Source organism: Frankia sp. BMG5.60, assembly GCF_059428125.1.
On record NZ_CM182091.1, the window covers coordinates 477,670 to 493,700 of the forward strand.

General features: G+C 70.9%; 15 protein-coding genes. 7 read left to right on the forward strand and 8 right to left on the reverse strand.

What is annotated here, in order from left to right:
* Nucleotides 1-45: 45 nt before the first annotated feature.
* The 4 genes from AC5R91_RS01930 to ltrA all read left to right on the forward strand — a co-directional run bounded on the left by AC5R91_RS01930 (nucleotide 46) and on the right by ltrA (nucleotide 5,986).
* Nucleotides 46-798 (forward strand): response regulator transcription factor, encoded by a 753-nt coding sequence (locus AC5R91_RS01930; protein ID WP_495395352.1) that lies wholly within the window; start codon nucleotides 46-48, stop codon nucleotides 796-798.
* A gap of 6 nt (nucleotides 799-804) precedes the next feature.
* Entirely contained in the window at nucleotides 805-2,295 is a 1,491-nt protein-coding gene (locus AC5R91_RS01935; protein ID WP_495395353.1) for a sensor histidine kinase, read from the forward strand.
* A 184-nt stretch (nucleotides 2,296-2,479) separates the two neighbouring features.
* Nucleotides 2,480-3,241: an SDR family oxidoreductase gene (locus AC5R91_RS01940; RefSeq protein ID WP_495395354.1), complete on the forward strand. Its 762-nt coding sequence runs from the start codon at nucleotides 2,480-2,482 to the stop codon at nucleotides 3,239-3,241.
* Between the two features lie 921 nt (nucleotides 3,242-4,162).
* Entirely contained in the window at nucleotides 4,163-5,986 is a 1,824-nt protein-coding gene (gene ltrA, locus AC5R91_RS01945; RefSeq protein WP_495395355.1) for a group II intron reverse transcriptase/maturase, read from the forward strand.
* A gap of 21 nt (nucleotides 5,987-6,007) precedes the next feature.
* On the opposite strand, the gene AC5R91_RS01950 is transcribed toward ltrA, so the two are convergent.
* Nucleotides 6,008-6,853, reverse strand: a complete 846-nt coding sequence (locus tag AC5R91_RS01950) for an IS5 family transposase (protein ID WP_495392703.1) — start codon at nucleotides 6,851-6,853, stop codon at nucleotides 6,008-6,010.
* A gap of 359 nt (nucleotides 6,854-7,212) precedes the next feature.
* On the opposite strand from AC5R91_RS01950, the gene AC5R91_RS01955 reads away from it, so the two are divergent.
* Both AC5R91_RS01955 and AC5R91_RS01960 read left to right on the forward strand, forming a co-directional pair.
* Nucleotides 7,213-8,052: an IS5 family transposase gene (locus AC5R91_RS01955; RefSeq protein ID WP_495392532.1), complete on the forward strand. Its 840-nt coding sequence runs from the start codon at nucleotides 7,213-7,215 to the stop codon at nucleotides 8,050-8,052.
* Between the two features lie 140 nt (nucleotides 8,053-8,192).
* Complete coding sequence (locus tag AC5R91_RS01960) at nucleotides 8,193-8,399, forward strand: hypothetical protein (RefSeq protein WP_495395356.1); 207 nt, start codon at nucleotides 8,193-8,195, stop codon at nucleotides 8,397-8,399.
* A gap of 277 nt (nucleotides 8,400-8,676) precedes the next feature.
* Here AC5R91_RS01960 and AC5R91_RS01965 read toward each other — a convergent pair whose 3' ends face one another.
* The 6 genes from AC5R91_RS01965 to AC5R91_RS01990 form a co-directional block, all read right to left on the reverse strand.
* Nucleotides 8,677-9,090: a VOC family protein gene (locus tag AC5R91_RS01965; protein ID WP_495395357.1), complete on the reverse strand. Its 414-nt coding sequence runs from the start codon at nucleotides 9,088-9,090 to the stop codon at nucleotides 8,677-8,679.
* A gap of 70 nt (nucleotides 9,091-9,160) precedes the next feature.
* Nucleotides 9,161-9,550: a RidA family protein gene (locus tag AC5R91_RS01970; protein WP_495395358.1), complete on the reverse strand. Its 390-nt coding sequence runs from the start codon at nucleotides 9,548-9,550 to the stop codon at nucleotides 9,161-9,163.
* Complete coding sequence (locus AC5R91_RS01975; RefSeq protein WP_495395359.1) at nucleotides 9,547-10,701, reverse strand: alpha-hydroxy acid oxidase; 1,155 nt, start codon at nucleotides 10,699-10,701, stop codon at nucleotides 9,547-9,549. The genes AC5R91_RS01970 and AC5R91_RS01975 overlap by 4 nt, the downstream gene beginning before the upstream one ends.
* On the reverse strand, nucleotides 10,698-11,501 hold the full coding sequence (locus AC5R91_RS01980; RefSeq protein ID WP_495395360.1) for an ABC transporter ATP-binding protein: 804 nt from the start codon (nucleotides 11,499-11,501) through the stop codon (nucleotides 10,698-10,700). The genes AC5R91_RS01975 and AC5R91_RS01980 overlap by 4 nt, the downstream gene beginning before the upstream one ends.
* Entirely contained in the window at nucleotides 11,501-12,439 is a 939-nt protein-coding gene (locus tag AC5R91_RS01985) for an ABC transporter permease (protein WP_495395361.1), read from the reverse strand. The genes AC5R91_RS01980 and AC5R91_RS01985 overlap by 1 nt, the downstream gene beginning before the upstream one ends.
* Entirely contained in the window at nucleotides 12,439-13,497 is a 1,059-nt protein-coding gene (locus AC5R91_RS01990) for an ABC transporter substrate-binding protein (protein ID WP_495395362.1), read from the reverse strand. Before AC5R91_RS01990 ends, AC5R91_RS01985 begins: the two co-directional genes overlap by 1 nt.
* Nucleotides 13,498-13,693: 196 nt before the next feature.
* Here AC5R91_RS01990 and AC5R91_RS01995 point away from each other — a divergent pair, with 196 nt between their 5' ends.
* Nucleotides 13,694-14,293 carry a TetR/AcrR family transcriptional regulator gene (locus AC5R91_RS01995; RefSeq protein WP_495395363.1) on the forward strand — a complete coding sequence of 200 codons (600 nt, stop codon included), beginning with the start codon at nucleotides 13,694-13,696 and terminating at the stop codon, nucleotides 14,291-14,293.
* 90 nt (nucleotides 14,294-14,383) lie between these two features.
* Here the strand turns inward: AC5R91_RS01995 and AC5R91_RS02000 are convergent, their stop codons facing one another.
* A complete protein-coding gene (locus AC5R91_RS02000) occupies nucleotides 14,384-15,937 on the reverse strand; it encodes a substrate-binding domain-containing protein (RefSeq protein ID WP_495395364.1) in 1,554 nt (517 codons plus the stop codon).
* Nucleotides 15,938-16,031: the final 94 nt, after the last annotated feature.

Consider the following 16,031-nt stretch of genomic DNA (forward strand, 5'->3'; position numbering starts at 1 on the left):
GGAGTCCACATCGCCGTCACATCCGGCGGGTCCTACCATCGGTCCATGCGGGTCCTGGTCGTGGAGGACGAGGTGCGCACCGCCGCGGTGCTGCGCCGGGGCCTCGTCGAGGAGGGATACGCCGTCGACGTCGTCGGCGACGGGATCGACGCCGTCTGGCGCGCCACCGAGATCGCCTACGACGCGATCGTCCTGGACCTCATGCTGCCCGGCATCGACGGCTTCGAGGTGTGCCGCCGGCTGCGCGCAGGCCACCGCTGGGCGCCCGTGCTCATGCTCACCGCGCGCGTCGACGTCGACGACCGCATCCGCGGCCTGGACGCCGGTGCCGACGACTACCTGCCCAAGCCGTTCAGCTTCGGCGAGCTCACCGCACGGCTGCGCGCGCTGGTTCGCCGCGGCGCGGTGCACCGGCCCGTGGTGCTGCGCGCCGGCGCGGTCGAACTCGACCCGGCCGGGCACCGGGTCTGGCGCGGCGGGGCGCCGGTCGACCTGTCCGCCAAGGAGTTCGCCCTGCTGCACCTGCTGCTACGCCATCCCGACCAGGTGCTCACCCGCACCTACATCACCGAGCACGTCTGGGACGACGCCTTCGACGCCACCTCCAACATCGTCGACCAGTACGTCCGCTACCTGCGCCGCAAGATCGACCTGCCGCCGGCCCCCTCGCTCATCGAGACGGTTCGCGGGGTCGGCTACCGGCTGTGCGTCCCGCTCGAACCGCACCCGCTCGAACCGCACCCGACCGGGCCGCACCCGACCGGGTCGACGCTGCCGGCCGCCGGCGGCGGGACGTAGCCCGACGTGCCGCTACGGGTCCGGCTGACCCTGCTGTTCGCGCTCGGCACCGCCCTGGTGCTCCTGCTCGCCGGCACGCTGTTCTACCTGCTGCTGCGGGCGAACCTGCGCGACGCCGTCGACACGGACCTGCGGACCCGGGCCGACGTGCTCACCGCGCGCCTCGCCGACCGGTTCGCCGCCGGCGAGCCGGTGCCCGGCCGCGGGGACCCGGCCGCCCTGCTCACCGGGGCCGGCTCCATCGCCCAGGTCCTCACCCCCGAGGGGCGGCCGCTGGCCTCCTCGGCGGACGCCGGGACGGCCCCCCTGCTCACCGCCGACGAGCATGCCCGGGCCCGGTCCCACCCGGTCTGGATCGCCAGCGACGCCGACGACCGGGCCCTGCCCGGCGGCCAGGCGCGCCTGTACGCCGTCCCGGTGCGCGCCGCGGCCGGCGGGAGCCCACTCGTCGCCGTCGTCGGCACCCCGACCCACCTCACCGACCGCGCCGAGGACCGGGTCCGCAACGTGATGGTCACGGCGACCGCGCCGCTGATCGCGCTGTCCGGGCTTGCCGCCTGGCTGCTGTCCGGCGCCGCGCTGCGCCCGGTGGACCGGATGCGCCGCCAGGCCGCCGAGATGGCGGCCTCCGACCTCGGGACGGCCGGCGACGGGTTCCAGTTGGCCGTGCCGGCCACCCGCGACGAGATCGCCGCCCTGGCCCGCACCATGAACGACCTGCTGGCCCGGTTGCACGCCGCCCGCGCCCGGGACCGTGCCTTCGTCGCCGACGCGGGCCACGAGCTGCGCACCCCGCTGACCGTGCTGCGCGCCGAGCTGGAGCTGGCCGACCGCCCGGGACGCTCGGCCGAGCAGCTACGGGAGGCGATCCACACCGCCGCCGAGGAGACCGACCGGCTGATCCGCCTCGCCGAATCGCTGCTCACCCTGGCCCGGATGGACGGCGGCCACGTCCGGCGCGGGCCGCTCGCCCTCGACGAGCTGCTCGACCGCGCCGCGCGCGCCGCCGCCGGCTACGCCGCCTCGCGCGGGCTGCGCCTCGACGTCACGGTGCCCGCCGGCGACCGGCCGCTGACCGCGTTCGGCGACCCGGACCTGCTGCGCCAGGCCGTCGACAACCTGCTCGCCAACGGGGTGCGCCACGCCCCGCCCGGCAGCGCCGTCGAACTGCGTGGGCACCGTGCACCGGGCCGGGCCGACGGCTCGCCCGGCGTGGTCGTGGTCCAGGTCCGCGATCACGGCGCGGGGTTCCCCCCCGCCTTTCTGCCCCACGCGTTCGAGCGGTTCCGCCGGGCGGACGCCGCCCGCGGCCGCGACGACGGCGGCGCCGGGCTCGGCCTGTCGATCGTCGCGGCGATCGCCGCCGCCCACGGCGGCACCGTCGAGGCGGCCAACGACCCGGGCGGCGGCGGACTCGTCACGATCACCCTGCCCGCCGCCCCCGACCCACCCGCCGCCCCCGACCCACCCAGCATGCCGCCCCGGCGCGAAACATGATCGAGGCGCCTCGCCGCCCCCGGCCGTCCGTGCGTCACGTCGCGACCCGCGTACGCCGCGTGTGCACACTGGTGGGTGACGTCGGGGCCGTCGCCGCGTGTCACGGATCGGTGGGCTGCCCCGTCCTCTGTATCTGCGTGGCGGGCCGTCGCTCCCGCCCCGACCCGACGAGGGGAGATCCACCGTGAAGATCGTCGTCATCGGCGGGACAGGCCTCATCGGCGCGAAGGTCGTGCGCCGGCTGACCGGGCACGGGCACACCGCGGTCGCCGCCTCGCCGAGCACCGGCGTCGACACCCTGACCGGCGAGGGGCTCGCCGAGGCGCTCACCGGCGCCGACGCCGTCGTCGACGTGTCCAACTCGCCGTCGTTCGCCGACCAGGCCGTGCTGGAGTTCTTCCGGACGTCGACGGCGAACATCCTCGCCGCCGCGACCGACGCCGGCGTCGGGCACCTGGTCGCGCTGTCGGTGGTGGGTACCCGGCGGCTGGCCGAGAGCGGCTACTTCCGGGCCAAGATCGCCCAGGAGGAGCTGATCGGGGAGGGGAGCCTGCCGTACTCGATCGTCCAGGCGACGCAGTTCTTCGAGTTCGTCGGCGACATCGCCGACGCCGCCACCGCCGGCGGCACGGTCCGCCTGGCGTCGGCGCCGTTCCAGCCGATCGCCGCCGACGACGTCGCGGCGGCCGTCGGCGTCACTGCGGCCAGCGCGCCGGTGGGCGGCACCGTCGAGGTCGCCGGCCCGCAGCGGTTCCGCCTCGACGAGCTCGTCCGCCAGTACCTCGCCGGCCGCGGCGACCCCCGCCCGGTGGTGACCGACCCGCAGGCCCGCTACTTCGGCGCCCGCCTGGACGAGCACACCCTGGTCCCCGGGCCGGACGCCCTGCTCGCCAGGACCCGCTTCGAGGACTGGCGGGCCCTCACCGGCGCCCCAGCCGGCCGCTAGCCACGGCGCCCCGCTCGCCGCCGCCGGGACGGGACCCGCACCCTCTCCGGGGATCTGGGCGACGCCGGCCTGTCCCGATCTCGGGATGAGCAGACGCTCCGGCGCCGGCTCGCCGCGATCTGCCTGCTGGGGTTCGGTGACAGTTCCGACTGTCTCGTTCCGGCTTCGCGCCGTTCGGGGCTACCGTCGATACGGTACGACACCGGGTGTGGACGGAGAGCAGCCGATGGTGTGGAACAAGAGGGGCGTGCGACACGAGGTCGCATGAAGTGAGCGGAACTCACCAAGGAGGATCAACTAGATGTTGAGGGTGTAGGACCCGTGCCAGTGCACAGGGCATGTCCCCGCCTCGGCGTGCGTCAGGAGTAATCGTGGGGTGCGAAGCCCGAGGAAGAGGCCCAAGGATTCCCGTCCCATCCGGGAGTTACAGGCTGGGGAAGGCCGGACGGGTGAATGCGAATGAATCCTCGTTGATGTCTCGTCATGTTCAACCCCGCCGATGGAGAGTAGCAGCGGGGTGTAGGGGCTGGCCGTTGGAAAGCGGCGGGTGCCGACTGGAGAACCTCGGTCAGTCGGGAGTGCACCACCGCCCCCGGGATATAGAGGGCGCCCACCCCGGTCGTAACTCACTCATGTGGAACGTGACAATCCCGACGGGGTCCGGGTGGATGGTGCGCCCGGTAAGCCGACCGCAAGGAAGGCCCAGCTCCCCGGCGGGGGCAGGACGATCCGAGAAGCAAACGCCGGCGGCCGAAAGGCAGCAGGAAACCGGCTCTGTATACCGGCACCTCCGCCGGTGGGGTCGTATAACTGGCCGGATAGGGACTTGTGTCCTGACCTGAAAGGGTGCTGACGCGGATCGGGTGAGCCTGTGACGAATCGCTGTACTTTATGCCGGAACCGAAGGGCAGGTTGGACGCCGTGACGACGCAGCAGGCCGTGTTGGCTGGTGCCGCGACGGTGAACCGAGCGGAAGGCGTGGGCGTCGACTGGCCGACGATCGATTGGCGGCAGGTCGAGGACGACGTACGGCGGCTGAGGCAGCGTATCTTCACGGCAACGCGGGCGGGAGATCTCAAGAAGGTCCGCAATCTGCAGAGGTTGATGCTCCGTTCTCGGGCGAACGCGCTGGCCAGCGTGCGCCGGGTGACGGAGACGAATGCTGGCCGTCGGACGGCGGGGGTCGATGGGAAGGTCGCGCTGAGCTCGCGAGCCAGAGAAGAACTGGCCGAATGGGTGTTACGCGAGGCAAGACCATGGAATCCCAGGCCGGTCCGACGGGTGTATATTCCGAAGTCTGATGGAAGGCGGCGACCACTCGGTATTCCGGTGATAGCGGACCGGTGCCTACAGGCGCTGGCCCTCAACGCGCTGGAGCCCGAGTGGGAGGCGCGGTTCGAGCCGAGGTCCTACGGATTCCGGCCCGGCCGCGGCTGCCATGACGCGATCGTGTCCATCCACAGGACGGCGAATGGCCAAAACGCCAAACGCCTGTGGGTGCTCGACGCCGACCTGGAAGCGGCTTTCGACCGGATAGACCACGATCATCTGCTGGCGATGCTCGGTACATTCCCAGGTCGGGGGATGATAGCGGCTTGGCTGAAGGCAGGAGTGGTTGACGCGGGTCAGTTCATCCGCACCGAGGAGGGAACTCCCCAGGGCGGTGTGATCAGCCCCTTGCTGCTGAACATCGCTTTGCATGGTATGGAAGAAGCTGCTGGAGTCCGGTATCACGTCAACGGTGTGAATGCCGGGGATGTGAAGCCGGGTTCCCCGGCCCTGGTCAGGTATGCCGACGACCTGGTCGCCCTGTGTCACTCGCGGGACCAGGCCGAACAGGTCAAGGCGCGGCTGGCCGCGTGGCTGGCGCCCCGAGGGTTACGGTTCAACGAGGAAAAGACGCGGATTGTCCACCTCGACGAGGGCTGTGACTTCCTCGGTTTCAATATCCGTCGGTTTCGCGGCAAGCTGCTGACCAAGCCGAGTAAGGCAGCGATGCGAAGAATCCGGGAACGGCTCACCTCCGAGGTGGCGGCCCTGCGTGGCGCGAACGCCGCGGCGGTGGTGCACAGGCTCAATCCCATCATCAGGGGCTGGGCGGCCTATTACCGGATCGGTGTGTCCAAACGGGCCTTTAGTTCGTTGGACTACCACATGTGGACAGTGACCTACAAGTGGGCCAGACGGTCCCACCCGAACAAGTCGCGACACTGGGTGGTAAACCGCTACTGGGGTCAGCTCCACAAGTCCAGGCGCGACATATGGGTTTTCGGGGATCAAGAAAAGGGCTACCGTCTGCTCAAGTTCGCCTGGACGCGCATCGTCCGACACAGAATAGTGCCAGTCGCCGCGTCGGTCGACGACCCGGCGTTGGCCGAATTCTGGGCCGCACGGCGACGCCGCAGTACACCGCCACTGAGTCCGGCCGCTCTGCGCCTGTTTCAGGCACAGAGCGGCCGCTGTGGACTATGTGGTGGCAGGCTGATGGGCGCCGGCCAGGAGCCACAAAGCCCGCTCAAGTGGGAACAATGGCTCACGGAAACCCGCACGGTGACCCGCGAACGCACTATCGTCATCAGAAATGGGCGCGGAATGTCGGAATTTCTTTCCACACCCTGCCTACTACACGCCTCCTGTCGCCGCAGGCTCCGGCCCAGCGGTGGAGGCCCAGCACCTCTGCGCGACCGCGAGCCATCGGGCTTGCTTGAGCCGAGTTGCGGGGAAATCTCGCATGGCCGGTTCTGAGAAGGTGTTTGAGATCGTCGGTTAGATGATTCTCTGTAGCGGTCGGGGACCGGGCCGGTGGGCGGGGGTGCGCCGGTCGATGCGACGGACCATGGTGCTGATCATGGCCCAGCGGATGAGGGATTCGGCGTGGTCGGGGCGGCGTTCGTAGTCGCGGGCGTGCCGGCGATGCGCGGTGATCCAGGAGAGAGTGCGTTCCACGACCCAGCGCCGTGGCAGGACGGCGAAGCCCTTCTGTCCGGCCGGCTTGCGTACGACCTGCACGGTCAGAGTCAGGATGCGGGCGGCCCAGTCGACGAACGTGCCGGCGAACCCGCCGTCGGCGAACACCAGCCGTAACCGCCGGCCGGCGAAATAGGTGTCGAGGAGAAGCCGCCGGCCGCCGACGGTGTCGTGCGTGCTCGCGGGCACGACCAGCACGGCCAGCAGCAGACCCAAAGTGTCCACGACGACAAACCGCTTACGGCCGTTGATTTTCTTGCCCGCGTCGTAGCCGCGGGAGACCGCGGGAACGGTGTCGGCGCCCTTCACCGACTGGGAGTCGATGATCCCCGCCGTCGGTTCCGGGTCACGTCCGTCCTGCCGGCGAGCCTGATCCCGCAGGGCGTCGTGGACACGTTCGGTCACACCCAGATCGTGCCAGCGGGCGAAGTAGTAGTAGACCGTCTGCCACGGCGGATAGTCCGACGGCAGCGCCCGCCACGCACAGCCGTTGCGCACGACGTACAGGATGGCGTCGACGAGATCGCGACGGTCGTGCTTCTCGCGGCGGCCGATCGACGCCGCCGGCGGCAGCAGCGGCTCGACCAACGCCCACTGGGTATCGCTCAGATCAGACGGATAGCGGTGACGGTGACGTCGCGGCATCCCCTGACCGTCACCCGCCCAACGACCCGGTCAGGCCCCTTCCCGGTGAGTGCACACCCATTGCACACCCCGAACATCACAGCCAGCTACCAGCCGGAGATCTCAAACACCTTCTGAAAGGGCGTTTGATCCCTCTCCGGGGATTGTCGACTGGTTCGTTTCCCACCGATGGTCACGCATAGCAGTTTTACGCCGAGATCCATGCGCGATCCAAGCTGCTTTGGCCGATATGACGCCCATGACAGCGCCGCGTTAGCGCCGAAAGATCCTGTCTCATCCCGCCATCTGACGGTCTACGACCTTGCCAGTGACGGAAAGAAATCCGGGTAGCCACCGCCGGTCCGCGGTAGGCCACAACCATGACCGAGCAGCGACGCTACCCCAGCGACCTGTCCGACGCCCGATGGAGACTGGTCGAGCCCGTGCTGACCGCCTGGCGCGCCGAACGACACCGCAAAGGCCTGACCATCGGACGCCCCCCGGCGCATGACCTACGCAGCATCCTGAACGCGATCCTGTATGTCGACCGGACCGGTATCCCCTGGCGCTACCTTCCCCACGACTACCCGCCCTGGGAAACCGTCTACGGCTACTTCGCCCACTGGCACAACGACGGCATCCTCGACCAGCTCGTCGCCCTGACCCGGTGCCACGTCCGCACCGACGCAGGCCACGACCCTGAACCCACCGCCTGCGTGATCGACTCCCAGAGCGTCAAGACCGCCCCCACCGTTCCGGCTGCCACCCAGGGCATCGACCCCGGAAAGAAGATCATCGGACGGAAACGCACCATCATCGTCGATACCCTCGGGCTGCTGCTCACCGTCCTGGTCACCACCGCCGGCACCTCCGACAGCCGTGCCGGCCTCCAGGTACTGACCACCGTTGCCGCCACCCATTCCAGAATCCGTAAAGCCTGGGCTGACAGCGCCTACCGCACCATGGTCATCGAGCACGCCGCCGGGCTGGGCATCGACGTCGACACCGTCCACCGCGACCCCACAACCACAGGGTTCATTCCTCTTCCACACCGTTGGATTGTGGAACGTACCTTCGGCTGGCTGATGGGCTACCGCCGCCTCGCCCGCGACTACGAAGCCCACCCCACCCGCTCCGAAGCCATGATCAACCTTGCGATGATCGACCTCATGGCCCGCCGCGCCACCGGCGAATCCACCTCAACCTGGCGAGGAACATAAACCCGAACAAGACAGAACCCACAGGATCGAACACCCTGTGAGGGGGGACCGCCCGCAGCAATGCGGGCGGTCCTACCCGACACACCGACGCTGGCGCGTCGTCGGGCCGTGGGGGTACGAAGCGCGGCGGCACGCCACCCGTGGTCCGCGACGACAGCGACGCGGACAAGCGGAAGGCCGGCGGCAACACCGGGGACCAGCCGGTCGAGTTCGGCACGTGTTCCGCCTGCAACGGCAAGGGCGAGGTCGAGACGGGCCGGCAGGAGGTCGACGAGGACGGCCGGTTTGCTGGAAATGCCGTCACGAAGTGCGCGGCGTGCAGTGGCAGTGGGCGGGTGAAGAAGTGAGCGAGGACACCGGCGCCGAAAGGATCGTGCCGATGATCTCTGTCACGGCCTGTCGGAAGTGCCGCCGGGCCCGCGGCGCGGCACTCGCTGGCGTCCGGGGTGTCCGGGCGTCGACCAAGGACGGTTCCGGACGCTGTCCTCACGGCCTGGTGGACCGGACGGTCTGGGCTCCAGGCGAAGGGCCCGGTTCCGAGCCACCGGAGAGTGCCACGACGCCCGAGGAGCGCCGCCGCGGGGCGGTCTGAGTCCCGATCTTCTCCGCTCGTCGGGGGCGCGGTCAGGGCCCGGTGTGCGCCCCACGCTGGTCGCGGCGCAGCGGGTGCTCGGGCGGGATCTCCACGACCACGATCGGAATGCCGTCCGGGTCCTCGATCCACATCTCGTCGAGCCCCCACGGTTCCCGCTGCGGGTCGCGGACGATCGGCACCCCGGCGGCGGCGAGCCGGCGGTGCTCGGCGGCAAGGTCGCGCACCTGCAACCACAGGCGCACCTGCCCCGCGCCACCGCCGGCCGGCTCCTCGGCGCGGCCGGAGACCTCCAACAGGCTCTGCCCGAGGAAGAACACCAGGCCGGGATCGTCCGGCGGCCCGAACTCCCGGTAGATCGCAAGCCCCAGGGTGTCGCGATAGAAGCGGCGACTGCGCCCCGGGTCCACCGGCCTGATGAGAATCCGACTGCTGAGAACCTCCATCCGGTCAGTCTTCCCCCGCCGGCGCCCGCGTGCCGCCGCAGCCGCAGGCCGGTCCACCGCCGCCGCGCCGCTAGGGCGCCGTCGCGGGTGCGCGTACGGCGATCGCCTGGAGTTCGACGAGCACGACGGGCAGCGCGAAACCGGTCACCAGGGTGGTCCGCGACGGGGGGTGCGTGGGCCAGGCCGCGGCGAAGGCGCTGTCCCACAGCGGGAAGTCCGCCGGGCGGGCCAGGAACGCCTCCACCCGCAGCGCGTACCGCAGGTCGCTGCCGGCCGCGCGCAGGACGTCGCCCAGTGCGCCGAGGGCGCCGTCGACCTGCTGGCGGACGTCCGGTGCGGTGGCGGGCGTCAGGCCGGGGCGTAGCAGGTCGGGGCAGATCACGCCGGAGGTGACGACGAGGTCGCCGTGGCAGGCGGCGCCCGAGATCGACGGGATTTGGCCGGGCACCCTCGTGATCACGGCCGGCTCCGCTGGAGGGCCGCGGGGGTCAGCTCGGTCACCGACCCGTGCCCGAGCAGGGTCAGCACGGTGACCATCTCCTCGTGCAGCAGGGCCAGGACGCGGGCCACCCCGGCCTCGCCGCCCGCGGCCAGGCCGGCGGCGGCCAGCCGGCCGATGACCACGGCGCGCGCACCGAGGGCGAGGGCCTTCACGACGTCCGTGCCGCAGCGCACCCCGCTGTCGAGCAGGACCTCGACGCGGCCGTCGGCGGCCGCGACGACCTCGGGAAGCTGGTCGAGCGCGGCGGGCGTGCCGTCGAGCTGGCGCCCGCCGTGGTTCGACACGAGCACGGCGGCGGCGCCGGCGTCGATGGCGGCACGGGTGTCGTGCGCGGTGAGGATGCCCTTCGCGATCCATGGCAGGTCGGTGTGGCGCATCAGCCGGGCCAGCCGGTCCCACGTCCAGACGGGTTCGTCGCGGGCGAAGAGCTGGCCGAAGACGTCCTGGGCCGCGACGTCGCCGCCCGGCGGGTAGTTACCGGTGATCATCCGAAGGTCGACGGTGAAACGGTTGCGCAGGTTGCGTTCGCGCCACCCGGCGGTCGGGCAGTCGACGGTCACGCACACGGCCGCGTAGCCGGCGCGTTCGATGCGCTCCAGCATGCGCACGAAGTTGCGTTCGGTGCCCATGGGATGCACCTGCGCCACGCGCGCCGCCGCCGGAGCGGCCTGGGCGACGCTCTCGATCGAGTGGGTGCCCGCCTCGGGAACGATGCTCAACGTCCCGCACCGGGCGTTCGCCCGGGCCACGGCGAGATGGCCGTCGGTGTCGAAGAACCCGTCGGTGCCGAACGGCGCCGTCAGCACCGGCAGGCGCATCGGCAGGCCGAGCACGGTGGTGGCGGTGGAGGGCACCGGGTGGCCGCTCATCACCCGGGGGCGGAACTGCCAGCCGGCGAACGCGTCCCGGTTGGCCCGCAGCGTCGTCTCCTGCCCGGCGCCGCCGGCGAGGAAGTCCCACACGTCGCGGGGCAGCACCGCCTGCGCCGCCGCGCGGATCTCCGTCAGCGTCGGGAACCGCCCGGCGATCGGATCGCCCCTCTCGGCCTGCACCGGCCCGGCCTCCGTCTGGCCGACTCCCGCAGGGCCGACTCCCGCAGTGGTCGTCACGATGACACCTTCTCGACCAGCGCGCTGCGGTCGCTCAGCGCGTCGCCGGCGCCGGTGATCCTGTCGATCAGTCCGCCTACCGTCATCTCGGACTTCTCCGTCCCGTCGTAGTCCGCGATCACCCGGCCCCGGCTCATCACCAGCAGCCGGTCGCCCAGGGCGAGCGCGTGATCCATGTTGTGGGTGACCATGACCGTGGTGGCGCCCAGCTCGCGCACCAGCTCGGTGGTCAACGCGAGCACCGTCGCGGTCGTCCCCGGGTCCAGCGCCGCCAGGTGCTCGTCCAGGAGCAGCACCGACGGGGCGCCCAGGGCGGCCATCACCATCGTCAGGCTCTGGCGCTGGCCCGCGGAGAGCAGCCCGACGCGGTCGGCGAGCCGGTTCTCCAAGCCGAGACCCAGGCCGGCGACGTGCTCGCGCATGACGGCTCGGCGCCGGGCGCTCACGGCGAACCGCAGTCCGCGCCTGCGCCCGCGGGCCATCGCCAGCGCCAGGTTGTCCTCGATGGACAGCTCCGGCGCGGTGCCCGCCCGGGGATCGTCGAAGACCCGGGCGATCCAGCCGGCGCGGCGGTGGTCGGGCAGCCGGGTGACGTCGCGGCCGTCGAGGTGGACCCGACCGCGGGTCGGGCGGGCCGCGCCCGAGATCGTCTGGATCAGGCTCGACTTCCCGGCGCCGTTCGTGCCGACGACGGTCACGAACTGCCCGCGTTCGAAGGTGACGCTGAGGTTGCGCAGCGCCACCACCTCGTCGACCCGGCCGGCGTTGTAGATCAGGTCGATGTCGTCCAGTCGGAGCATCAGGCGGCCTCCTGCCGGACCGGTGCGCTCGCGGAGCGGGCGTTGCGGGCGAGCGTGCGGGCGAGGCCGCCGAGCGCGCCGAGGTAGCGTTCGGCGGCGATCGCCACGAGCAGGGTCAGCGCCGTGACCCCCCGCAGATCGCCCGCCGGCAGGCCCACCCGTAGCGCCGCGACGAGGACCAGCCGGTAGGCCAGCGTGCCGACCAGCACGCAGCCGACGATGCGCACCAGCTTCGACCCGGACGGCCGGACGAACAGTTCGCCGAGCAGCACCGCGCCGACCCCGGCGACGAAGGTGCCCGCGCCCATGTTGACGTCGGCGTATCCCTGGTACTGCACGCTGAGGCTCGCCCCGAGTCCGGCCAGGCCGTTGGCGAGCACGAGCGCCAGCACGGTCAGCCGGCGGTCGTTGACGCCCTGGCTGCGGGCCATCCGCGCGTTGACGCCGGTGGCCCGCAGCGCCAGTCCCAGCTCGGTGCGCAGGAACAGGCCGAACGCGACGAGCACCACGGCGACCACACCGGCCATCACCCCGGACGTGGCGAGGTCGGCCTGCCGACCGGACAGCGAGCCGAAGCCGCTGAACAGCGTGTCCACCGTGCCGAGGCTCAGCGTGGGGGTGTCGAGCACGTGCAGGTTGACGCTGAACAGCCCGATGCTCATCACCAGGCCGGCGAGCAGCACCGGAACCCGCAGCAGCAGGTGGATCAGCGCCGTGACGGCGCCGGCAGCGGCCGCGCCGGCCGTCCCCGCCACCAGGGCGAGCCAGCTCGGCCAGCCGTGCACCAGCGTGAGCGCGCACACCGCGCCGCCGAGGACGAAGCTGCCCTCGACGGTGAGGTCGAAGTCCGCGCGCAGCCGGAAGACGGTGTAGATGCCGAGGAAAACCGGCACCAGCGGCAGGCCGGTGACCAGCATGTCCAGCAGGACCTGGGTCATCACTGCACCGTCGCCGTGGTCAGCAGGTCCGGCGGCAGGGTGATCCCGAGCTTCGTCATGGTCGCCTTCTGGACGGTGAACTCGACCCCGGACGGCTTGCCGAAGGCGACCTCGGCGGCGGGCGTGCCCGTCAGCACCTTGGCGGCGGAATCGGCGGCGAGGCGGCCGAGGGTGGGGTAGTCCGGGCCGATGCTGGCCAGGATGCCCGCGACGGTGGCGTCGCCGCCGCAGACGTAGACCGGCAGCCGCCCGCCGGCCGCGGCCGAACCGACGACGGGCAGCGCGGACAGCACGGTGGCGTCGGGGCCGATGAGCTCGGCGTCGACGCGCCCGGTGAGGCTGCGCGCGGCGCTGGGCACGTCCTGGGCGCCGGAGATGGTCGATTCCACCACGCTCACCCCGGCGTACTTCGCCACCGCGGCGCGCAACGCCTTGATCCAGACCTGCATGTTCTGGTTGGACGGGTCGTAGATCGTCCCGATGCGCTTCGGCGCCGGGCTGATCTTCATGATCGACTGAAGCAGCACGGCCGGGTCGACGTAGTCGACGCTGCCGGTGACGTTCTTACCCGGCCGCTCCAGACTCTCGGCGACCTTCGCACCGACCGGGTCGCCCATCGCCAGGGCGAAGATGGGCTTTTCCTGGGTCTGCTGCGCCAGGGCGACCACGGCGGGGGTGCCGATGACGGCGACGCCGTCGGAGTCCGACTGCGCGAAGCCCCGGGAGATGCTGGTGATGAGGCTCTGGTCACCCTGGGCGTTCTTCACGTCGAAACTGACCGGGCGAGGGGCGAGTTTCGTTTTCAGTTCCTGCTCGAAAGCGGCCACGGTCTGGTCGATGACGGTCGCGCTGGCGAGTTGGAGCACGCCCACGTGGACCGTCTTCGCGGTGGCGGCGGAGGATGCGCCGGCGGCCGCGGGGGTGCCGTCGCTGCCGGAGGAGCCGCAGGCTGCCAGGGAGATCGCGGCGGCCAGGCAGGAGGCGACGGCCGGCGCGAGAACGCGTCCGCCGCGCCGGCCGTGGACGCGGGGCCCGGGTGTCAATGCGGTAACGGCCATGTGACATCACTTTCGGAGAGCGGGGAAAGAGGACGATTCGGCGATCTTCTCGCGGACATGGGAAGATCTTCGCGTGTTCCCAAAGTCTTGGGGTGAGCCCGGACGACTGTCAAGGCGCGAAACATGAGATTAACTTCCCAGGTTATGGGTTAACATTGATGTGAGTGCGCATCGGCCAGCGGCGAGGGGGAGTGCGATGGCGGGTCCGAGACCGGGACTGCGGCGGGACACCCAGGAGACCCGCGACAGGTTGCTGGCCGCCGTCGGCGAACTGCTTGCCGAGTCCGGTCCCACCTTCGGCCTGCCCGAACTCGCCCGCCGCGGCGGCGTGGCCACCGCCACCGCCTACCGGCACTTCGAGACGATCCACGACGCGCACCGCGAGTTCCTGCTGCAGCTCACCGCCCGGCTCACCGACCGGCTGCAGTCGGTGCCGCCCACCTGGACCCCGCGGCGGCGTTTCGACGCCGCCTGCGAACGGTGGGCCGAGCAGGCCGCGGACTGGGGCCCGGCCGCGGTGCACATCCGCAGCTGGCGGGGCTTCCTCGAGCGCGTCCACCTCGGCGACGAGCCCACCGGCGCGCTCTACGCCGCGCTGGAGCCGATCGTGCGCGACCTCATCGAGCAGGGGGAGCTTCCCGAGCAGGACGTCGAGTACGCCGTGCTCGTCTGGAGCACGATGTTCGACGAGCGGGTGATCGTCGACCTGCGGGAGTCGAAGGGCTGGCCGCTGCAGCGCCTGGCGCGCGTCCTCGGTCGCAGCGTCCTGTCCGCCCTCGGCGGCACCGGCACCTGAGGTGACCGCCCCCGGCCGGGCAGCGCCCGGCGCCGTCGGGCGGGGACGTCGTCATCGCCGGGCCAGGACGGGTCGCGGGGGCCAGGGGCGTCAGGACTTTTGCTCCTGGCATTCCCGGAAGCCCTCCGGGCTGTAGCAGGGTGGGTGCCCCTGGGCCCGCATCACGTCCTGACCTCTGCCCCGTGCCAGATAGTTGAGGAAGCTGGCCGCGAGGGAGCCTGGGGGCGGCTGGTCGTAGGTATAGGCGTATTCGACCCCGAGGAAGGGGTAGGGCGCGCTGACGGAGGGTGCCAGCCCGTCCAGGGTCAGGGCGTGCAGGTTTTGGTGGGCCTGAGCGGAGTGCAGGTCGCTGTAACCGATGGCACCTGGCACGTCGTCGACCGTATCCAGTACCTGGTCGGTCTTGCTGAGTTCGCAGCGGAGTTGCCCCGTGTCCTGGGGGTTGAGCGGCGTCTTGCAGTCAATGGAGTTGGTGCTCAGTGGGAAGGCTCCGCCGAGAACGCGCTGCCGGAACACCTCCCGGGTTCCGGAGTCGCTGGAACGGCTCACGATTCGCAGCGGTATGTTGGCCTGACCGAAGCTGCGCCAGCTGTCGACGTCCCCCCGGTAGATGCTCCGTATCTGCTCGCTCGTCAGACCCGAGACGTGCACGTCGTTGTTCACGACGACGGCGAAGGCGGTCAGCCCGATCGCGAGCTTGTCCAGGTGCGTGGACAGGTTCGACTGACCATCAGAGATGGTGATGAGCGCCGGCGAGCCGTTCGTGGCCTTTGCGCCTGCCCCGACGAGGGCCCGGAGCCCCTCCTCGCTGCCGTTCGCCGCCACCACGATCGTTGAACCCGGGCAGTCCTTCTGGTATATCCGGGCCACTTCCTGCGTGACCGGTGCGAACGCCGTGGAGCCGTTGACGTCGAGGTGTCCCGTGGCGCAGCCGACCGGAGGTGGCAGCGGGGCGGGGGAGGCGCCCTCGCCTGTGACGATGATGCTCGCCAGCGCGACGACGCCGACGGTGAGCACGCTGGTGATCCAGCGAGAAGGCCGGCTGAACAGGGGTGGCTTGTCGTCGACCGTCGTGCTCCGGTTGCGCGCGACCGTGCCGTCGCGGATCCCGCCGATAACCCGGACCGCGCTGCCGACACCGCCACCGCTGAGCAGCACCAGCAGCTTGTAGTGCTGGCCGCGGTTGAGCGGAACCCGGGGGAGGTAGATCGTGTCGCCGTCGTGCGCCATGCCATTCGACGGCGTGAAGTGGTCCATGAGGTGCTCGTCCCCGGGCTCGGTGACGGCGACCCCTCGAATGGTCCGCTCGGTGAAGACGGCGATGAGCCCGTGCGGCTCACGGCCGGTGTAGTCGGTGTCGGTGATGCTCTGCGCGCCGTCGTTTTCGATGCGAAGCAGGACGAGGGTGGCGTCGGACATGTCGGGGAGGTCGTTGAACAGGCCGAGCCGGATGTTCGCCCGGCGCGGCCCGTGACGGTTATCGCTGCCGATGGGCATGTCCATCTGAACGCGATAACCGATCCGCTTTCGGCGCGGCACTCGCCGCTCGTACCAGACCCCGGCGAAGGTTGCCACGACGCCGACCAGTGCGGTGATGACGGCCACGACGTTCTCGGTGCTCAGCCAGTCCACGCGTCCGTTCACCCCGATGTGCCTAGCGTGTGAGCCGATTTAGTGGTCTTGTCACTGTATGGGGCGCTGCCGTGCGCGGATTGTCATAGCGGGCTCGGTGGCCAGA

Coding starts and splice junctions, on each gene's coding strand:
- AC5R91_RS01930 (WP_495395352.1), top strand. CDS start 46: ATGCGGGTCCTGGTCGTGGAGGACGAGGTGCGCACCGCCGCGGTGCTG.
- AC5R91_RS01950 (WP_495392703.1), bottom strand. CDS start 6,853: ATGCCGCGACGTCACCGTCACCGCTATCCGTCTGATCTGAGCGATACC.
- AC5R91_RS01955 (WP_495392532.1), top strand. CDS start 7,213: ATGACCGAGCAGCGACGCTACCCCAGCGACCTGTCCGACGCCCGATGG.
- AC5R91_RS01965 (WP_495395357.1), bottom strand. CDS start 9,090: ATGGAGGTTCTCAGCAGTCGGATTCTCATCAGGCCGGTGGACCCGGGG.
- AC5R91_RS01980 (WP_495395360.1), bottom strand. CDS start 11,501: ATGCTCCGACTGGACGACATCGACCTGATCTACAACGCCGGCCGGGTC.
- AC5R91_RS01985 (WP_495395361.1), bottom strand. CDS start 12,439: ATGACCCAGGTCCTGCTGGACATGCTGGTCACCGGCCTGCCGCTGGTG.
- AC5R91_RS01990 (WP_495395362.1), bottom strand. CDS start 13,497: ATGGCCGTTACCGCATTGACACCCGGGCCCCGCGTCCACGGCCGGCGC.
- AC5R91_RS01995 (WP_495395363.1), top strand. CDS start 13,694: ATGGCGGGTCCGAGACCGGGACTGCGGCGGGACACCCAGGAGACCCGC.